Source organism: candidate division KSB1 bacterium, from assembly GCA_024655945.1.
Taxonomy (GTDB): domain Bacteria; phylum Zhuqueibacterota; class Zhuqueibacteria; order JANLFK01; family Oleimicrobiaceae; genus Oleimicrobium.
In genome coordinates this window covers 404,397-423,029 of the sequence record JANLFK010000002.1, presented here as the reverse complement: position 1 = coordinate 423,029, position 18,633 = coordinate 404,397, and the positions used below count along the sequence as shown (strand labels likewise).

16 protein-coding genes are annotated in these 18,633 nt (G+C 62.0%); all 16 read left to right on the top strand.

Annotated features, from left to right (window positions below; translation table 11 throughout):
- Positions 1-6: 6 nt before the first annotated feature.
- The 16 genes from NUW13_04765 to NUW13_04690 all read left to right on the top strand — a co-directional run bounded on the left by NUW13_04765 (position 7) and on the right by NUW13_04690 (position 18,633).
- A complete protein-coding gene (locus tag NUW13_04765) occupies positions 7-1,377 on the top strand; it encodes a sugar transferase (protein MCR4438339.1) in 1,371 nt (456 codons plus the stop codon).
- 16 nt (positions 1,378-1,393) lie between these two features.
- On the top strand, positions 1,394-2,401 hold the full coding sequence (locus NUW13_04760; protein MCR4438338.1) for a Gfo/Idh/MocA family oxidoreductase: 1,008 nt from the start codon (positions 1,394-1,396) through the stop codon (positions 2,399-2,401).
- Entirely contained in the window at positions 2,398-2,904 is a 507-nt protein-coding gene (locus NUW13_04755) for an N-acetyltransferase (GenBank protein MCR4438337.1), read from the top strand. Before NUW13_04760 ends, NUW13_04755 begins: the two co-directional genes overlap by 4 nt.
- The gene (locus NUW13_04750) at positions 2,885-4,018 is read left to right on the top strand and encodes a DegT/DnrJ/EryC1/StrS family aminotransferase (protein ID MCR4438336.1); all 1,134 of its coding nucleotides are present in this window, start codon (positions 2,885-2,887) and stop codon (positions 4,016-4,018) included. Before NUW13_04755 ends, NUW13_04750 begins: the two co-directional genes overlap by 20 nt.
- An 81-nt stretch (positions 4,019-4,099) precedes the next feature.
- Positions 4,100-5,245 carry a DUF354 domain-containing protein gene (locus NUW13_04745; protein ID MCR4438335.1) on the top strand — a complete coding sequence of 382 codons (1,146 nt, stop codon included), beginning with the start codon at positions 4,100-4,102 and terminating at the stop codon, positions 5,243-5,245.
- Positions 5,242-6,684, top strand: a complete 1,443-nt coding sequence (locus NUW13_04740) for an oligosaccharide flippase family protein (protein MCR4438334.1) — start codon at positions 5,242-5,244, stop codon at positions 6,682-6,684. Before NUW13_04745 ends, NUW13_04740 begins: the two co-directional genes overlap by 4 nt.
- Complete coding sequence (locus tag NUW13_04735; protein MCR4438333.1) at positions 6,674-7,972, top strand: O-antigen ligase family protein; 1,299 nt, start codon at positions 6,674-6,676, stop codon at positions 7,970-7,972. Before NUW13_04740 ends, NUW13_04735 begins: the two co-directional genes overlap by 11 nt.
- Before the next feature lies 1 nt (position 7,973).
- On the top strand, positions 7,974-8,876 hold the full coding sequence (locus NUW13_04730) for a glycosyltransferase family 2 protein (protein ID MCR4438332.1): 903 nt from the start codon (positions 7,974-7,976) through the stop codon (positions 8,874-8,876).
- Entirely contained in the window at positions 8,869-9,780 is a 912-nt protein-coding gene (locus NUW13_04725; GenBank protein MCR4438331.1) for a polysaccharide deacetylase family protein, read from the top strand. The genes NUW13_04730 and NUW13_04725 overlap by 8 nt, the downstream gene beginning before the upstream one ends.
- An 11-nt stretch (positions 9,781-9,791) precedes the next feature.
- Entirely contained in the window at positions 9,792-10,982 is a 1,191-nt protein-coding gene (locus tag NUW13_04720) for a GNAT family N-acetyltransferase (protein MCR4438330.1), read from the top strand.
- A gap of 45 nt (positions 10,983-11,027) precedes the next feature.
- Positions 11,028-12,059 carry a GDP-mannose 4,6-dehydratase gene (locus tag NUW13_04715; GenBank protein MCR4438329.1) on the top strand — a complete coding sequence of 344 codons (1,032 nt, stop codon included), beginning with the start codon at positions 11,028-11,030 and terminating at the stop codon, positions 12,057-12,059.
- A 10-nt stretch (positions 12,060-12,069) separates the two neighbouring features.
- Positions 12,070-13,380, top strand: coding sequence for an NAD(P)/FAD-dependent oxidoreductase (locus tag NUW13_04710; protein ID MCR4438328.1), 1,311 nt, complete (start codon positions 12,070-12,072; stop codon positions 13,378-13,380).
- A 12-nt stretch (positions 13,381-13,392) separates the two neighbouring features.
- Positions 13,393-14,391 (top strand): polysaccharide deacetylase family protein, encoded by a 999-nt coding sequence (locus NUW13_04705; GenBank protein MCR4438327.1) that lies wholly within the window; start codon positions 13,393-13,395, stop codon positions 14,389-14,391.
- Positions 14,388-16,142, top strand: a complete 1,755-nt coding sequence (locus NUW13_04700) for a DUF3473 domain-containing protein (protein MCR4438326.1) — start codon at positions 14,388-14,390, stop codon at positions 16,140-16,142. Before NUW13_04705 ends, NUW13_04700 begins: the two co-directional genes overlap by 4 nt.
- Positions 16,139-17,884: a glycosyltransferase family 39 protein gene (locus NUW13_04695; GenBank protein MCR4438325.1), complete on the top strand. Its 1,746-nt coding sequence runs from the start codon at positions 16,139-16,141 to the stop codon at positions 17,882-17,884. The genes NUW13_04700 and NUW13_04695 overlap by 4 nt, the downstream gene beginning before the upstream one ends.
- A complete protein-coding gene (locus tag NUW13_04690; protein ID MCR4438324.1) occupies positions 17,881-18,633 on the top strand; it encodes a class I SAM-dependent methyltransferase in 753 nt (250 codons plus the stop codon). Before NUW13_04695 ends, NUW13_04690 begins: the two co-directional genes overlap by 4 nt.

Genomic DNA, 18,633 nt, shown 5'->3' with positions numbered 1-18,633 from the left:
GGAGAGGTGTCACGAAACAGCTACCACTTCGCTCTTGGCTGGATGAGGCGTGCGAAGGCCGGCACCCAGGCCGCCGGATTTCCTCCGCCCTTTGGGCCACTCGAACCTCGCAAGGGAAGCGCTGGCCAACGGCATCGGGAGCGTGGGGACAACCCTTCCTCGGCAGTGGAGGGTAACGGCTGGCTCGCACGGGCCGCCTTTGCCCAGGTTCTTCGCAAGGAGCGGCACCGCAGCGACCGCACTGGTTCCCCGTTTTCCTTGGTGGTCTTTGAACTGGAAGAAAGTCGCGCAGGCGAATCCAGAGCGGCGGTGGAGAATTTGAAGCACATCATCAGCTCCTCCACCAGGGACTATGATGTGCGCGTGCTCTTGGATGCCAAGCGCCTCGGGGTTCTGCTGCCCGACACACCCTTTTCCCATGGACGTCTGGTCGTGGACAAGATGCTTGCCCGTCTGCGGGCTGACGGGCGTGATGTTCAGTGGGCTTCGTGCCTGCGAGCCGTGCATGTTGTGGCCTATCCTGGCTCGCCACGCCGCGGGTACGCGCATGCCAAGACCAGACTCCTCCCGCCAGATGCGGCAGCCCGTGAGGCCGCGATGAAGCTCTCCGCGGGCAAGGGGCGGAGCCGTGCGGCGCGAGAGTCGCTTCCCCTGGTTTGGGAGGTGTCCCACGGCGGCGCAGGTGCCGTGGCCATGAGCACCCCACTCTTCTTGGACGTCCATCTCGAGACGGAGCGGGTGTACCAGATCGCCAAGCGGGCGATGGACATTGTGGGCGCCGCTGTGGGAATTGTACTCCTTGCCCCTGTGATGGCGGTGGTCGCCGGGGCCATAAAGCTCACCTCCAAAGGCCCGGTGCTTTTCAAGCAGCAGCGGGTCGGCTACCGAGGGAGGCCGTTCACCATGTACAAGTTCCGGACCATGCGCGTCGGCTGCGACGATGCCGTGCACCGCGACTATGTCAAGAAGCTGATCGAAGGCCGGAACGAGGAGATCAACTTTGGCACCGAGGAGCAGCCCCTCTACAAGCTGGTGAATGACCCAAGAATCACTCGGGTGGGTCGCTTTCTACGAAAGACGAGTCTGGACGAGCTTCCGCAGCTTGTCAACGTCCTGTTGGGACAGATGAGCCTGGTGGGGCCGCGGCCGCCTCTGCCCTTCGAGGTGGAATCTTACAAGAGCTGGCACATGCGCCGCTTCATGGAGGTGAAGCCAGGGATCACCGGACTCTGGCAGGTGTATGGCCGGAGCTCCACGACCTTTGACGAAATGGTGAGGTTGGACTTGCGCTATGCAGCCCAGCGCTCGTTGCTGTTGCACCTGAAACTCATATTCAAGACCTTCACGGCCGTGTTCGCCGGGAAGGGCGCTTTGTGAAAAAAGGAGGACTGCGATGCTGAATGTGAGTGTGATTGGCGTCGGCTATTGGGGGCCGAATCTCGTGCGCAACTTTGCGGCCAACCCAAGGGCCAAGGTGGTCTCCTGCTGTGACCTGGCGCAGAACAGGCTGGACTTCATTAAGCGCTCCTACCCCGCCGTGGAGACCACCACCGACTATCGGCGCATCATCAAGGATCCCACCACGGACTTGGTCGTGGTGTGCACGCCGGTGTCCACGCACTTTGCCATCGCTCGCGAGGCGCTCCTGGCCGGCAGGCATGTGCTCATCGAGAAGCCGATGACCGCCACCAGTGCCCAGGCCGAGGAGCTCGTGGAACTGGCCGAGCGCAGGGGCCTGAAAGTGTTCGTCGACCACACGTTCATCTACACGGGCGCGGTGCGCAGAATTAAAGAGCTCATCGACAGCGGTGAACTCGGCAAGGTCTACTACTTTGACTCGGTGCGCATCAACCTCGGCCTCTTCCAGCACGATGTCAACGTGCTCTGGGACCTTGCCCCGCACGACGTGTCAATCATGCACCACTTGCTCCCCAGCAAACCTGAGAGCGTGGTAGCTACTGGCATCGACAACTTTGGCAACGGCTTGGAGAACGTTGCCTATCTGACCGTCTATTATCCGGACCACCTCATTGCCCATGTGCACACCAACTGGCTCTCCCCGGTGAAGATCCGGCAGACGCTCCTGGCGGGGAGCAAGAAGATGGTTGTGTGGGACGACAATCAGCCGAGCGAAAAGGTGCGCATCTATGACAAAGGTGTCGATGTGATTGAGAGCGTGGATGATGTCTACCACATGCTGGTCCAATACCGGACCGGGGACATGTACTGCCCGAAGATCGACAGCCGAGAGGCGCTTGCCGTCGAGGTGGAGCGCATCATCGACTGCCTAGAGAAGGGCAGCGATGGCGTGGCCGACGGCCATGACGGGCTCATGGTCGTGCGCATCCTGGAGGCTGCCCAGACATCGGTCAAAGCCAGAGGAAGGGAAGTGAGAATATGAAGCGCAGCCTGATTGCGGAAAGTGTCAAGCTGGGGAAGGACGTCAAGATCTACGACTTTGTCAACCTCTATGGCTGTGAGATTGGCGATGGCACCAAGATTGGCACCTTTGTGGAAATCCAAAAAGGGGCCAAGGTGGGCAAGAACTGCAAGATTTCCAGTCACACCTTCATCTGCGAGGGGGTGACCATCGAGGACAACTGCTTCATCGGCCATGGCGTGGTGTTCATCAACGACCGCTATCCGCGAGCCACCACCGCTGACGGCCAGATGCAGACAGAGCAGGACTGGGTGGTGGTGGCGACCCTCGTGAAACGGGGCGCCTCCATCGGCTCTAATGCCACCATTCTGTGTGGCGTGACCATCGGGGAGAATGCCATTGTTGGGGCAGGGAGCGTGGTAACGCGCAACGTCCCAGCCAATACTATCGTTGCCGGACATCCGGCGCGAGTACTGCGTCGCATTAACGGAGAGGAGCAACACAATGAAGGTACCCTTTCTTGACCTGAAGGCTCAGTATCAATCCATCGGTGAGGAGGTCAGGGAGGCGGTGCAGCGGGTGCTGGAGCAGACTGCCTTTGCGGGCGGTCCGTTTGTGGAGCAGTTCGAAAGAGAGTTTGCCGCATTCTGTGGGTGCGAGTGCGCCTTGGGCGTGAGCAGCGGCACCTCCGCGCTCTGGTTGGCGCTGAAGGCTTTGAACGTGGGACCTGGCGACGAGGTTATCACCGTGCCCAATAGCTTCATCGCCACCGCAGAGGCCATTTCCTTTTGCGGCGCAACCCCCGTGTTTGTCGACGTTGACGAGCGCACCTACACCATGGACCCGGCGCTCATAGAGCAGGCCATCACCGAGAAGACCAAGGCGATCATCCCGGTGCACCTGTTTGGCCAGATGGCCGACATGGACCCGATCATGGAGGTCGCCCGTGCACACGGCCTATACGTGGTGGAAGATGCCTGCCAGGCTCACGGCGCCGAGTACAAGGGGCGCATGGCCGGGTCAATAGGCGATGCAGGATGCTTCAGTTTTTACCCGGGAAAGAACTTGGGTGCCTACGGAGAGGCCGGCGCGGTGGCCACCAACGATCGAGGTCTGGCCGAGCGCATCCGCATGCTTCGTGACCACGGCCAGGCGAAGAAGTACTATCACCGCATGCTCGGCTGGAACGACCGGATGGATGGCATCCAGGCGGCGGTGCTGAGCGTGAAGTTGCGCTACCTGCCGGAGTGGACCAAGGCCCGTCGCGCGCATGCGGCGGCATATCAGCGCCTTCTCTCCGGCAACACCGCGGTTGTCACCCCTTACGAGGCACCTCATGGGCAGCACGTCTACCACGTCTACGCCATCCTGACGGAGCAGCGCGATGCCCTGCTGGAGCATCTTGCCATGCGCGACATCTCTTGCGGCATCCACTATCCGGTGCCGATCCACCTCCAGGAGGCTTACCGCTTCCTCGGCCTCGGCGAGGGGAGCTACCCGGTGGCGGAGCGCTGCGCCCGGCAATTTCTGTCATTGCCCATGTACCCGGAGCTCACGCAGCAGCAGATCGAGTACGTGGCACGGGCGATCGAGCTTTTTGTCATGAAAGAAGCCTTGAAGTACGCTGTCACCGTGTGAAGGTGTGGCCTTGTCTTCTGGCGAAGTCGGGAGGAGGCCGCAAAGCAGTGTTGGTACGAAGAAGCTGACGAGGGCGGAGCAGTGCCTACGGGAGAGGATGGACGGTTGGGGCCGCTGATCTGGATCGACTTGGACAATTCGCCGCACGTGGTGCTTTTCACGCCGGTCACTCACCAGTTGGAGAAAAGGGGATGCCGGGTGCTGATCACGGCCAGGGACTGTTTTCAAGTATGCGGCCTTGCCGAGCGAGCAGGTCTGGCCTACCGACGCTTGGGGCGGCACTACGGTCGCCACAAGAGCCTGAAGGTTGTTGGCCTGGTGGTGCGGGCGCTGCAGCTGGCCCCGGTCGTGCTCCGCGAAAGGCCTGTTCTGGCCCTGTCGCACGGTTCGCGCTCACAGATGCTTCTGGCCGCAGCCTTGCGCATGCCCTGGGTCGTAATGGTGGACTATGAGCACGTGCAGTTGTTGCCGTGGCTGCGGGCGACGAAGATCATCGTGCCAGAAGTGGTGCCCCTTGCGCCGCTCAGGAAGTATGCGCGAGCGGTGAGCACCTATCCCGGCATCAAGGAGGACATCTATGTGCCGTTTTTCCGGCCAGACCCCCGCCTGCGCGCGCAACTGGGCGTGGGCGACGATGAGGTGCTCGCGGCCATAAGACCACCTGCCACAGAGGCCCACTATCACAACGCTGCAGCCGAGGAGCTCTTTGACGCCGTCATCGACTGCCTCGGCGCACAGCCACAGGTGAAGATGGTGGTGTTGGTGCGCAGCCTCCATCAGGAGGAGGAGCTGAGGCGAGAATGGCCGCATCTTATTGCCGCAGGGCGCATCATCCTGCCGGCCAAGGTGCTGGACGGGCTCAACCTGATTTGGAACGCAGACCTGGTCGTGAGCGGGGGCGGCACGATGAACCGCGAGGCCGCTGCGCTGGGCGTGCCGGTCTACAGCATTTTCCGTGGCCGGATCGGTGCGGTGGACCGCTCCTTAGCCGAACAAGGACGACTGGTGCTCCTTGCCAGTGAGGATGAGGTCAGATCGAAAATCCGGATCGCGCGGCGGGAAATCAAACCCTTGGCGCCAACGGCGCGAAGTCCAGTGCTGGAACTGGTGGTTGAAGAGGTGCTGTCCGTCCTTGCGGAGGGGCACAACGCCGCGCCAGCGAGGAGCGCCCCCTCGGCGGCGCAGCCCCAAGAGCAATCACCAGCCGGTGTGGAGAGAGCAGCATGAGACTGCGCGGCTTAGCAAGAGAGACTGTCATCTACGCCATTGGCAACGCCGGGCTGCGAGCAGGGGCCTTTTTGCTCATCCCGCTTTACACGCACACGTTGCCGATGCAGGAGTACGGCCTGTTGGCCACCCTTTTGCTGACGATGCAGGTGTTGGGCATCGTCATGGGGCTGGGCGTGCGTACTGCCTTCATGCGCTTTTGCGCCGAATTTGCCGAGAAGGGGCAGCTGGGCCGATTGCTCGGCAGTGCCTATGCGCTCGTGGCGGCCGGTGGGATTGCCGTCACCGCAGTGGCCATGACTCTGCTCAAGCCGCTGTTCGCCGCCGTACTGCACACGGTCCAGCCAGGCCCCTTCGTCCTGCTCGTGTGCATGGCGGCTCTGGCCCAGACACTGTGGATGCTCACGGTTTCCTATTTTCGCGCGAGAAACATGGGCGGTGCCTTCGTGGCCTTGAACGGTGTTGTCTTCCTGCTGCTTGCGTCGAGCACCGTGCTCTTCCTTCTGCAACTGCATGTGGGGCTCAAAGGGGTGTTGTGGGCCTACGTGGTGAGCTACGGCCTCATGTGGGTTATGGTGAGCATGGCCATTGCGAGGGTCACAGGCTTGACAACGGATCGGGCCACTATGCGGCGCCTAGTGCGCTTCGGATTTCCACTCATCTTTGCCATGTCAGGAGATCTGGCGCTGGATAGTTCCGCCCTCTATGCCATGAGCGTCTTTTCTGGCCTGGAGGAAGTGGCAGTGTACTCGCTTGGCTTCAAGATTGCGCAGATTGCCGTGATCACGCTCATTCTGCCGTTTCAGCTCGCCTATGAGCCTGCAGTGTACGGCGTCCTGGATTCGCCGGCACTGCGGTGGTTCATCGGCGAGGCGCTCATTCACTTGTTCTTGGCATTTGGCTTTGTTGCCATGGGGATCGTTTTTGTGTTCAGGGACTTGATCCACGCAGTTGCTCCTGCGGAGTACGGTGCAGCCTTCGGCGTGGCGTTTGCCCTTCTCCCAGGGGTGGCCTGCATCGGCGCGCAGTATGTTGGCGAGTCGTTGCTGCTTTTGCGGGGCAAGACCCGAGTATCGGCAGCAGTCGTGAGCGGCGTCTCCCTGGTGAGCATTGGCTTGAATGTGTGGCTCATCCGGCTGTGGGGTATGCACGCGGCAGTGCTGGTTTACAACGTGGCCCACATTGCCATCGGTCTGCTGCTGGTCGTCGTGGGGATGAGGTATGTGCCTATTCAGCTGCACGGGCGGCGCCTCGCCGGGACCGTGGCTCTTTTCCTGGGCGGGACGACACTTGTCTGGGCGGCCAGTCGCCTGCCCGGGGGCCTCTTCTACCCGCTTGCGGCGCTGGCGATTCTTGCGGCGCTCTATTGTGCCAGGGAGTTAGGCATAGTTGACCTGCGCCTCTGGCAGAAAAAGGAGTTGGCCGAACATGCAGCATAGGAGCGCGGGCCAGACAATATCGAGCCCATCACTTTTCGCCGTGGGCCTGGTGCTCTGGGTGGCGATCATGGTGCTGACGGGCACCTACCTGCGCGTGCGGGAGATCGAGCAGGCCACCCAGATGGACTGGCTTGTCGCAGCACGCCTTGCCGCCTGTGTGCTCGGCGGGGCCGTCGGCGTGTTGCTCCTGGCGCGAGGTGAGCGTGGCGGGCCGGCGACAGTCGCCGTGGCGGCCTATGTGGTGGCGGCTGCCTTGTCGGCGCTTTTCACGCCGCACAGGACGTTGGTGCTCGGGTATTGGGTGCTCCTGGCTGGCGGGGTGCCGCTGACGCTGGGACTGGTGGCCGGTGCCGACGAGCGCCGCCTGCTCCGCCTGGAACGGACCTGGCTGGTGGTGATGGTCCTATTGCTCATCAAGGACGCCCTGATCGGAGTGCTTGCCCCTCAGCTGCAGGAGGCCTATGGCGCAGAGGGACCGACGCGTCTGGGCATGGGTGTGACCCATGCCAATGCCCTCGGCTTTGGGGCTTCCTTGGCCTTTTGGCTTTCTTTGGTCCCGGCAAGCGGGGGCAAACGAGCCCTCCTCTGGCTGCTGCGGCTGTTGTTGGTGGCAATCGTGGCGCTGTCCTGGTCGCGCAATGCGATGGTGAGCCTGGCGATGGGCGGGCTGGTACGCGCCTGGTTAGTGCAGAGCGGGCGCCCACTGGAGGGTTACCACGTGCGCTGGGCGCTCCTGGCAGGCGCTGGTGCGGTGGTGGTGCTGGTGGCCCTGCTCCTTTCGCTCAACGTGAAGGGCGTGGTGGATGCGGCTCTGGCTTTCAACCGCACCACTTCTCTCGCAACGGTAACCCGTCTGACTGGCAGAGCGGAGATCTGGCCCTTGGCGGTGCAAAAGATTCTGGCCGACCCATTGACGACGGTGTTCGGCCATGGTTTTGGCGCAAGCCGTATGGTGCTGAACGACGGCAGAGACGTTCTTGGGTTCTACGCGGCCAACGCCCACAACACCGTGTTGGAGGTGGCCCTCACCACCGGCATAGTCGGACTGTTGGCTTTTGTCACCATGGTGGTGCTCTTTGCGCGCTGGCTGGTCCGCTATCGCCCGCTGGAGCGGTGGGCGCCCCAAGGCATGGCGTTGCGTGCGGCCGTGGTCTTCACGATAATCATGGTTCACTCGGTGACCGAATCGATAATGGGAACCCGCTTGGGTCCGGTGACTCTGCTTTGGGTCTTTTACTTGGCGGTGGCCGACCGCCTGCGGCACGAATACGTTCCCGCGCGAGGGTGACATGGGCAGGTCCTTGGGAGACAGAAACCGCATGTATGTGCTGATCACCGCGGCGCGCAACGAAGAGCATTTCATCGAGCGCGCCATCGTCAGTGTCGCCCGGCAGAGCCTTCTTCCGGCGCGCTGGGTGATTGTGGACAACGGCTCCACAGACCGCACGCGAGAGGTGGTGGCGAGAAATGCGCGGCGGTATTCGTTCCTCCGCCTGATCAGCCTCGCGCCCTCAGGAAGCGGGTTCGCGCAGAAGGTTTGCGCCATCGAAGCAGGCTACGAGGAGCTGCGGGCGCTGCCGTTCGACTTTGTCGGCGTACTCGACGCGGACATCACGCTGGAGCCAACCTATTACGAACGCCTTTTGGCGTTCTTCCGAAGTGAGCCGCGATTGGGCATTGCCGGGGGCGTTATCTTGGAAGCGGACAAAGGAGTGTTTCGGCCTCGCTACGGCAACAGTCCCGATTACGTGGCGGGGGCCATCCAGATGTTTCGCCGTGCATGCTACGAGGCCATCGGCGGCTACCTGCCACTGCCGCACGCACATGAGGACACCGTTGCCAGCGAGATGGCTCGGATGCATGGGTGGGAGGTCAGGTCGTTTCCAGAACTGCAGGCCTGGCACCACCGGCGCTCCAGCACGGGACAGGGCCGACTGCTTGCGGCGCGCTTCCATCAAGGTGAAGCCGACTATGCCGTGGGGTACCACCCGTTGTTCGAGCTGGTGAAATTCGTGCGCCGCCTTGGCGAGTCCCCGCTGTTGGCAGGGAGCACCGTACGCCTGAGTGGCTATCTCTGGGCAGCAGCTCGCCACAGACGCCGCCCGGTCGATGGGCGCTTTGTGAGCCACCTCCGCAACCGGCAGATGGCGCGGCTCTATGCTTTCTTGCGAAGAAAGGCACAGTATGCTTAAGCGATTGTTCCGGGTGTTGGTCAGCAGTGCCGTGTTGGCTGTCGACTTGCTGCGCGATGCTGCCGGGAGGCTCGTTGGCGTAACTCGGCAGGCGGGCTGTGTGGTGCTGTACTACCACGACGTGCCGGAGACACGGGCCGCGGCCTTTGCCCGGCAGATGGACATGGCTCTGCGCTGGGCCGAGCCGGTGCCGCCGGCGGCGACAACAAAGCTCCCTCATGGCCGGCGCTGCTTTGCGGTCACCTTTGACGACGCCTTGGCCGAAATCCAGCACACGGCCTTGCCTGTGCTGCGGGCGCGGGGCATTCCAACGGCGGTGTTTGTGCCCACCTCGTTTGTCGGGCGTGTTGCCGGCTGGGACATGGTCAAGGGTTGCGGTGAACAGGGTCAGCGGGTGATGAGCTTTGCCGAGCTGCGGGCTCTGGACGAGGAGTTGGTGCTCCTGGGCTCCCACACCTTGCGCCATCCCTGTTTGTCCACTTTGCCGCAGGAGGAACTGGAGAGAGAGCTGAGGGAGTCGCGGCGGGTGCTCGAGGAACAGACAGGTCGGCCGGTGACCCTGCTGAGCTTCCCCCATGGTGACTATGACGCACGTGTGCTTGCCGCCGCCAAAGAGGCTGGCTACACGCGCTGTTTCTCCATCTCCCCGGACTGTCGGCCGCAAGATGAAAGCAGCTTCGTCGTCGGCAGGGTCAAGGCAGACCCCCGCGATTGGCCGATAGAGTTCTTCCTCAAGGTGCGGGGATGTTACCGCTGGCTGGGGGCAGCCTCGCGCGCCAAGGCATATGTCTGCGCCAAGAAGGTGAACGGCAAGGTGGTGGCGCCACGCAAGAGCGTAGCTGCTGCGGCGAAGAGAGGGTCGCCTCGCCGCCGCCTCTCTCGCTGTGCTGCTGCCGTCGAATGAGGACTATGACAATGACAAACCAGCGAAAACTGGAGGGGGGATTCTCTTCAGCTGTGACCAGGCTCTCGCAGCGGGAATGGGACACGTTGGCGGGAGGCCTTGCCGACCTCACCGTCTATCAGACATGGGCCTATGGCGCGGTGCGTTGGGGAGAAAAGAACCTGGCCCACTTTCTCCTCCACCGGTCCGGCCAAATCGTTTCTGCTGCACAGGCGCGCCTACTCAGCGTACCACTCCTTGGGTTGGGCGTGGCGTATGTGCGCTATGGCCCCCTGTTTCGGCGCAACGGAGTCGATGAACGCCTCGACGCGTTTCGTCAGGCAGTGCGCGGGCTGCGCAACGAGTTCGTGTGCGAGCGCGGGCTGACCCTGCGCCTGAACCTGAATCTTGCTGCGGTCGACGAGCCGGATCACTACCTGGCTGTCTTAGAAGAAGAAGGTTATCATCGGGCTCGCCTGGTGCCGCCTCTGCGCACGCTGTTCCTTGATCTTTCGCCGCCTCTTGAAGAACTGCGGAGCAACCTGCTGCAGCGATGGCGCAATCAACTCAATCAATCTGAGAGACGCTTTGCGGTGGAGGTGAGCAGCGGCACCGGCTCGGAGCTCTTTGAGGAGTTCACGAAAGTGTATCGCGAGATGCTTGGGAGCAAGGAATTCGCGGTCTTCACCGATGTCGACGAGTTTGCTGCCATGCAGCAGGCGTTACCACCCGCGCAGAAGCAGCTCGTCGTTCTGGGCCGCGTGGGAGGGCAAACGGTGGCCGGCACCGTACTTTCGGTAACCGGGGACAAGGCAATCATGCTCCTTGCCGCCAGCAACCAACAGGGCAGGGCAGTGCGGGCCGCCTATGCCGTCCAATGGCATGCGCTCGCGCTGCTGAAAGAGCGGGGGTGCCGCTGGTACGACCTTGGCGGCATAGATCCGGTGACAAATCCTGGTGGATACCATTTCAAGCTCGGCTTGGCTGGCAAACGCGGCGTGGATGCAACTTATGTGGGCCAGTACGAATGCAGTCCAGACGTGGTGCGCGCTGTGGCCGTGGGTTCAGTCCAGGCCCTGGTCAGCGGCTACCGTCGTATGCAACTGATGCTGAGCGGCGTTCGTTCCCGGCGCGCCCTTTCCCGCGAAACGCGCGCTGCAGACGAATGCCTCGCCCAATCTGCTCAGAACAAGGGGATGTCGGAAGTTGAAGCAAAGGCGTAGGGAAGCGTCTGTGCCTTTTGGCCCTCAACGTAGCGGAGTACAGTCATGAAGATCGCAGTGACCGGATGCGCCGGGTTCTTAGGCTCCCACCTCGTCGACGCTCTGTTGGAGGGGCAACATCGCGTGGTGGGCATCGACAATCTGTCCATGGGCCGCATGGAGAACATCGAGCACCAGCTCGGCAATCCACGCTTTGCCTTCTACCCCGAGGATGTGCGCCGCCGTATGGCGCTGCGCGGCTACTGCAAGGGGGCAGAGGTCATTGTCCATCTGGCTGCCTTCAAGATCCCGCGCTATGGCAAGAGCATCGACACCCTGCTCATCAACAGCCAGGGTACGCATTCCGTGCTGGAGGTGGCACGCGAGATCGGCGCTAAGGTAATCCTCGCCTCTACCTCAGACGTGTACGGCAAGAACGCCGCTCTTCCTTTTCACGAAGAGAGCGATAGCGTGTTCGGCAGCAGCAAGGTGGCCAGGTGGGGCTATGCCGTATCCAAGCTCTTTGACGAACATCTCGCCTTTGCCTATCAGGAGGAATACGGCATTCCCGTGGTGGTTCTGCGCATCTTTGGCTCTTATGGTCCCCGGCATCATTTGTCGTGGTGGGGCGGTCCGCAGGCGGTTTTCATCAGCCAGATTCTGAAGGGGGAGCCGGTGACCATCCATGGCGACGGTATGCAGACGCGAACCTTTGCCTACGTTTCCGACATAGTCGATGGCATGCTCCAGGCGATTCTTCGTGACCAGGCAAACGGCGAAATCTTCAACCTTGGCGGGCAGGAGGAAATCGCCATCATCGAGCTGGCACGCCTGATTCACCGCCTCTGCGGCGTGGGCAGGTCCTTGGCGGTCAACTTCGTTCCCTATTCGTCCTTCAACGGCAGGCCTTACGAAGATGTCATGCGGCGCGTGCCCGACGTCAGTAGGGCGGAAAAGATGCTCGGCTACAGACCCAAGGTTGCTTTGGAAGAAGGCCTGCGCCGCACAATTGCCTGGCAGCGGGAAGTCCTGCATCTGCCTGCGGCAAGTCTTTCCGTACCGGCGCGCCTCATGCGCGGCCTGAACGCCATTGCGTAGCGAGAGCCACATGCGACAGCAGGTTGCCATTGTCGGCGGTGGGATGCTCGGTATGACCTTGGCCTATCGTCTGGCCGGGGCAGGGGCGGAGGTCACCCTGTTTGAGGCGGCCAACGAGCTGGGCGGTTTGGTGGGGAGCTGCCGCATTGGCCATGTGTCGTGGGACCGCTACTACCACGTGGTTCTGCCCTCTGACAGCCGCTTGCAGGCCCTCCTCGGCGAGTTGGGGCTGTCCGGCCAGCTCGTGTGGAAGCAGACCCGCACTGGCCTGCTCATTGACGGGAAGCTGTATTCGGTCTCCAACGTGCGGGAGTTCGTCTCGCTGCCGGTTTTGTCGCTCCTGGACAAGCTGCGCTTGGGTGCCAACATTCTCTACGCTTCGAGGACGCGCAACTGGCAGCGCTTGGAGCGACTGCCTGCGGTCGAGTGGCTGCGCACCTGGTGCGGCGAACGGACCTGCGCACACTTCTGGGTGCCACTCTTGCGCGCGAAACTGGGTGAGGAATATCGGGCGGCTTCGGCCGCGTTCATCTGGGCGACCATGGCAAGGCTGTACAGCGCGCGGCGCACCGGGGCCAAAAGGGAAGAGCTCGGCTACGTGCACGGGGGGTACGCGACCGTGGTAGAGGCCATGGTGCGTGCCTTGCATGAACGCGGCGTGAAAGTGAAATATGGCCATCGTCTGCATCGCGTCGAGCTCGAAGCGGCAGGCGATTGCCTCCTCAGGTTCGACAACGGGGCAACACACCGCACCGCGAAGGTAGTGCTGACCAGTCCGAATCCAGCTATTGTCCAAACCTGTCGCTGGCTCCCTGCCCCGGAGGCTAAACGACTGGGCGGAGCCACTTACATGGGAATCGTATGCTTGGCCTTGCTGTTGCGCAAACCCCTGGCGGGTTTCTACGTCACGAACATCGCCGACGGCGGGTTCCCCTTCACCGGGATCATCGAAATGTCGTCACTGGTTGATCCGCGCACTTTTGGCGGCCACTCTCTGGTGTATTTGCCCAAGTACGTGCGCGCAGATGACCCCCTGCTCTTGGCGCCTGCGGAAGAGATTCTGCACTCCTTCGTGGAGGCGCTTTGCCGCGTCTATCCGGCGCTGAGCCTGGAAGACGTGGTCGGCTGGAGCGTGAACAGGGAGCAGCACGTGTTTGCTCTTCCCACGCTCCGCTACTCGGAGAGTGCGCCTCCGATGTGTACCGTGGCGCCTGGTGTGTTCATAGTGAATTCCGCGCAGATTGTCAACACTACCCTAAACGTGAACGAAGCGGTGCGCCAAGCTGAAGAGGCCGCGCAACTTCTAATGGACGAGGCTTAGTCGGGAATAGCCATGACAGCTGTCGACAACAGTGGGCAGAGGCCGCTTGCGGCCATATCCTTAGACCTCGACGACAAGTGGTCCTACATGCGCACCCGCGGCGACGCGCGGTGGAAGGAGTTGCCCTCCTATTTGGACGTGGCCGTGCCGCGCATCCTCGATTTCTTGCGGGCCAAAGGCCTGCCCATCACCTTCTTCATTGTGGGCGTCGATGCGGCGCGGGCCCAAAATGGCGACCTGCTCAGGGGGATTGTCCAGGAGGGACACGAGCTCGGCAATCACTCCTACCACCACGAGCCGTGGTTGCAGCGCTATCCGCGCGAGGCAATCACGCAGGAGGTGCTGAGGGCCCACGAGGAACTGCTCCGGGTCACTGGTGCGGCGCCGGAGGGCTTCCGGGGCCCGGGTTTCAGCTGGAGTGCTGCGCTCATCGAGGTCTTGGCAAAGGCAGGCTACCTCTACGATGCCTCCTCTCTGCCCACGGTGCTGGCACCCCTGGCGCGGCTCTATTTCTTGAGCAAGAGCACCTTGCAGAAGGAGGAACGCCAACTCCGAGACGGTCTTTTCGGCTCCTTTCGGGACGGTCTGCGGCCCGTCGAGGCGCACTACCTTGGCCTAAATGGGCACCGGCTGATGGAGATCCCCGTGACGACGATACCGGGGTTGAGGATTCCGTTTCATCTTAGCTATCTCATGTACTTGGCTCGAAGGTCCCGGCCGCTCATGCGCACCTACCTAGAACTTGCGCTGAGCCTGTGCCGCACCACCGCCACGCGGCCGAGCTTTCTCCTGCACCCGCTCGACTTTCTCGACAAGGGCGACGCCCCAGAGTTGGCATTCTTTCCGGCCATGGAGATGCCGTGGCAGGACAAGATTGAGGTCGCAGGGGAGGCACTTGACCGTCTGGCGGCTCGTTTTGAGCTGCTCCCCATGGGCACGTTTGCCCGTTCCATCGCCAGGAGTGGGACGTTGCCCGTAGTGCGGATGGCAAACGGAGGTCACGCGCAATGACCATAGGAAACCGTCGCCACATCGTCACCGTACTGCTCCACGACTACTATCATCGCTGTGTGTTCAGCAACGTGATAGGCAGCCGACAGTGGCACCGCCTCGCTTCGCGTCTGGAGCAGAATGTGGAGAAGGTGCGGAAGTTGTTTTCCGAGTACGATGTGAAGGCCACTTTCTTCACCTTGGGATGGGTCGCCCAGCAGAGGCCAGAGTTGATTGCCCGCCTGGTGGAGGATGGGCACGAAATCGCCAGCGCTGGTTTCCTGCCACAGGATGTGCGGCGCCTCACACCGGAAGCTTTTCGCGAGGATCTCATGCGAGCCCGGCAGGCATTGCAGGCTGCCGGTGCGGGGCCGGTCTTAGGGTATCGCTGTCCTTTGGGCTGGCTCTCTCCCACAGACCGGTGGGTGCTGGACGTGCTCATCGAAGAAGGATGCCGTTACGACGCGAGCATGCGTCCCAGCCTGTGGACACTTCAAGAGGCGAGGAGTCTCCGCCGCCTGCACCTGTACGAGAACGCCCAGGGGCGGCTCTGGGAGCTGCCGCCCCCCACCGCGAGGGTGCTGGGCTTCAACATTCCCATTGCCGGAGGGAACTACCTCCGCCAGTTGCCACGTTGGTTCACCCTGCGGGGTTTCCAGCAATGGACGTTCGAGAGCGATGACCCCTTTGTGCTCTACTTCCACCCGTGGGAGCTGGACGAAGACCTTCCCCGCATCAACAACATCGGATTTCTTGCCCATCTCAGGCAGTACCGAAACCTGGACCGGATGGCCGAGCAGGTGCAGATGCTGCTGCGCAATGCTCAATTTATGAGCGTGAGTCAGTATTTAAGGCTGGAGCCGGCGTCATCCGCGGAGAAGGAGGCTCCTGCCCGTGCAGAGCCAGTTCAGCAGGCTTTCCCCGTGACTATAGCTCGGCCGAAAGGCGAGGAGATCACACTCATTGTTCCGTGCTACAACGAGAAGAGCTCCCTTTCGTACTTAGCTCATGCGCTTTCCGATCTGGAACGCGCGGCCCAGGGAAAGTATCGGTTCCGATATGTCTTTGTGGATGACGCCAGTGGCGACGGAACTGCCGACGAGCTTGCCCGGATGTTCGGCGATCGCCAGCATTGCCGCATCCTGCGTCACCAGCGCAACCAGGGGGTGGCAGCAGCCATTCAGACGGGCGTGCAGGCGGCCTCCACCGATGTGGTCTGTTCCATCGACGCCGACTGCACCTATGACCCGCTGGACCTTCTGCATATGATTCCTCTGCTGACGGACGGGGTCGATGTAGTGGTCGCCTCACCCTACCATCGCCAAGGGGCGGTGTTCAATGTGCCACGCTGGAGGCTCTTGCTGTCCAAGCATCTGTCCAAAGGCTACCATCTGGTCTTCCACAACAAGTTGGCCACTTACTCGAGTTGCTGTCGCGTCTACCGCCGCAAGGCCGTGGAGCAACTCCAGCTCGGCCACGGCAACTTCATCGGCATTGTCGAGTTGTTGGCGAGAGTGGACCGCGCCGGGGGAAAGATCGTGGAGTTCCCGACCGTGTTGCACAGCCGTTTGCTTGGCCACTCGAAGATGAAGGTGCTGCGCACCATCTGCGGACATCTGGGCCTCCTCACGGCTTTGGCTCTCCAGAGACTGCCGCTTCGCTTCCCGGGAAGAAGGGCATCGAAAGCAGTGGCAGGGTCTGCCCCGGGGAGTGATGCGGCGCTCCAGGCACGGGTGCGACCTCGCATAGTCGGAACGGTGCTGCCGGGATGAACAGACCACGGCCTACCACTTCGGCAGGATGGGTCTGCGTGCTCCTCTTTGGGGTGGCCATCTGGCTGAGGAGCATTGACCTTTGGCGCCCGATGGACGGAACAGTGCGCGAGCCCTGGCGGGAATGTGATATCGCCGCGGTAGCGCGTAACTTTTATGCGGAGGGGATGAACATCTTCTACCCGCGCATTGACTGGCGCGGCGACGGGCCGGGCTTTGCAGAGATGGAATTCCCCGCGCTCTCCTGGGCCATAGCTCTGCTTTACAAGACTTTCGGGTTGCACGAGCAGCTCGGGAGAATCATTCCTTTCTTGTTTTCCATCGGGACGCTGTGGATTTTCTTCCTCCTTGCGAAGAGACTCCTTGCAGGACGTGCCTCCCTGTTGGCTCTGGCGTTTTTCGTGTTGAGTCCTCTGGCTATCCGCGTGTCCAATTCCCTGCAGCCGGAGTCCATGATGCTTTTCTTCCTCATCGCTGCGGTGTACGCGTTCATCCGTTGGCTGGAGGAGGGGAGTTGGCAGTGGTACTGGCTTGCCGCAGGTACCACTGCGTGCGCACTTTTGGCCAAGGTCAATAGCGCGCACATCGGGCTGCTGTTTGCGGCGCTTCTGCTCATGCGCCAGGGGCTCGGCAGTCTCCGCAACTGGCGAGTTTGGGTGTTGGCCTTGCTTGCGGTACTTCCTGCAGCCCTCTGGTACCTGCATGCGCACCATTTGTGGCTCACGTACCACAACTCCTTGGGGCTTTCCAACGAGTACCATTGGATTGGCTGGGACTTTTTCACCAACCCGCGGTTCGTGGTGGGCATTGTCAAAATCGAACTGCTGTTCGTCTGGATGCCTCTCGGCTGGCTGGCCTGGGCCTATGCCATCCTGCGCGGACGCCGGCAAGGCACGAGTGTCGCCGTTTTGTGGATGCTTTCCGTCCTGGCGTACTACGTGGCCACTTGTAGGACGACCAGCGAGGAGTGGGCCATCTACTACCATGTCGCCAGCGTGCCGCCCGCGGCCCTGCTCTTTGGGCTCGGCGCCGACATGGCCATCGGCAAGGCCGGGGCCAGAGGAGTGGCAGGGCTCGTTCTGGCTGGCGCCACGGCTCTGATGGTCGTGATGGCGCGGCTGGCTCTTGGCTCTCCTCCGACGATTCCCACTGCCATCGCCACCGCCACGATTGGCGGCGTAGCAGCTACCGCACTCGCTGCCAGCACAGGCAGGGGTACGGCGGAAGGTCGAATGCGGGCGCGCCGCCTGGGCCAACTGGCGGTTGTGTTTTCTGTAGCCTCGTCTTTCCTATTTTCTGGGTTCCGTATTGCCAAGGACATCCATCCTTCGCACATGCGGACCGTCTACGAGTGCGCCCGGGAGGTTGAGCCGTCTATCCCTCCTGGCGATCTGATTGTGGCCTCTGGTGGCCACAACGCCGACGAAGACGGTCTACCTTTGGCGATCAATGCCCCGTACCTTTTCTACTGGCTTGGCCACAAAGGATTCAATATCGCTATCGAAGAGCAGTCGGTTGCTGCCTTGGAAAGCCTCGCATCCCGAGGAGCGCGCTTTTTTGTTGCGGAGCGGGACGCCCTTGCGGAGAAGGCCGGGTTCGAAGCAGAAATGCGAGCGCATTTCCCCCTTGTAGCGGAGAACCGTGCCTTGGAGGTGTTTGCCCTTGCAGGTGACAGCAGCCAGATCTACAGGTGGCTTTCTTCGGCAAGTTCCTCGCCCCCAGTGGAGGAGGCCCCGCGATGAGGCTTATGAGGAGGCTCCAGCTTCTCCCGGTCGGTTCACTGGTAAAGACCGGGAGAGTGGACCATGCAGATTGGAACTACCGTCCTCTGCTCGGCTTTGTGCAGCGGCAGAGGTTCAAGCTGTGCCGTCGCCTGATGGCTCCGTTGCCCTCCGGCCGCGTGCTGGAAATCGGCTACGGCAGTGGCGCGTTCATGCCCGAATTGCATTCCCACAGCACTTCGCTGTTTGGGGCAGACGTGCACCCGTTTGCCAGCGCCGTCGCGGCCGTGTTGCGGGAGCACGAGGTGGAAGCGCATCTGGCGCAGGCCAGCGCGGAGAGGCTGCCGTTCAGGGATGCCTCCTTTGACCTGCTGGTGACCATAAGTGCCTTGGAGTTCGTGCCCGACCTGGTCGGTGCTTGCCAGGAGTTGCGCAGAGTTCTGAAGCCTTCTGGCGCACTGGTGGTGGTGACCCCCGGTGCTTCGCCGGCCATCGACTTTGGCTTCAAGCTCCTCACCGGCGAGGATCCGGAGGCAGATTTCGGCGATGCCCGGCAGCGCGTGCGCCAGACCCTGCTGAGGTACTTCGCGATTGACAAGGAACTGCGCTTCCCACCACTGGTTGGCCGCTGCCTATGCCTGTACCGCGCCCTTCGCCTGCGCCCCGTGGTTACCTCTTGTACCGCGGGGCAGAGCGACCCGGCGGCAAAGGCGGCGCCTCCTGTGCTCGCCTGTTCTTCGGCCGACCCTGACAACGATTCGTTGCCTTGA

Bases quoted from the DNA above. Each gene is read 5' to 3' on its own strand.
- NUW13_04760 (MCR4438338.1), top strand. From the start codon at position 1,394: ATGCTGAATGTGAGTGTGATTGGCGTCGGCTATTGGGGGCCGAATCTC.
- NUW13_04755 (MCR4438337.1), top strand. From the start codon at position 2,398: ATGAAGCGCAGCCTGATTGCGGAAAGTGTCAAGCTGGGGAAGGACGTC.
- NUW13_04750 (MCR4438336.1), top strand. From the start codon at position 2,885: ATGAAGGTACCCTTTCTTGACCTGAAGGCTCAGTATCAATCCATCGGT.
- NUW13_04740 (MCR4438334.1), top strand. From the start codon at position 5,242: ATGAGACTGCGCGGCTTAGCAAGAGAGACTGTCATCTACGCCATTGGC.
- NUW13_04735 (MCR4438333.1), top strand. From the start codon at position 6,674: ATGCAGCATAGGAGCGCGGGCCAGACAATATCGAGCCCATCACTTTTC.
- NUW13_04730 (MCR4438332.1), top strand. From the start codon at position 7,974: ATGGGCAGGTCCTTGGGAGACAGAAACCGCATGTATGTGCTGATCACC.
- NUW13_04725 (MCR4438331.1), top strand. From the start codon at position 8,869: ATGCTTAAGCGATTGTTCCGGGTGTTGGTCAGCAGTGCCGTGTTGGCT.
- NUW13_04720 (MCR4438330.1), top strand. From the start codon at position 9,792: ATGACAAACCAGCGAAAACTGGAGGGGGGATTCTCTTCAGCTGTGACC.
- NUW13_04715 (MCR4438329.1), top strand. From the start codon at position 11,028: ATGAAGATCGCAGTGACCGGATGCGCCGGGTTCTTAGGCTCCCACCTC.
- NUW13_04710 (MCR4438328.1), top strand. From the start codon at position 12,070: ATGCGACAGCAGGTTGCCATTGTCGGCGGTGGGATGCTCGGTATGACC.
- NUW13_04705 (MCR4438327.1), top strand. From the start codon at position 13,393: ATGACAGCTGTCGACAACAGTGGGCAGAGGCCGCTTGCGGCCATATCC.
- NUW13_04700 (MCR4438326.1), top strand. From the start codon at position 14,388: ATGACCATAGGAAACCGTCGCCACATCGTCACCGTACTGCTCCACGAC.
- NUW13_04695 (MCR4438325.1), top strand. From the start codon at position 16,139: ATGAACAGACCACGGCCTACCACTTCGGCAGGATGGGTCTGCGTGCTC.
- NUW13_04690 (MCR4438324.1), top strand. From the start codon at position 17,881: ATGAGGCTTATGAGGAGGCTCCAGCTTCTCCCGGTCGGTTCACTGGTA.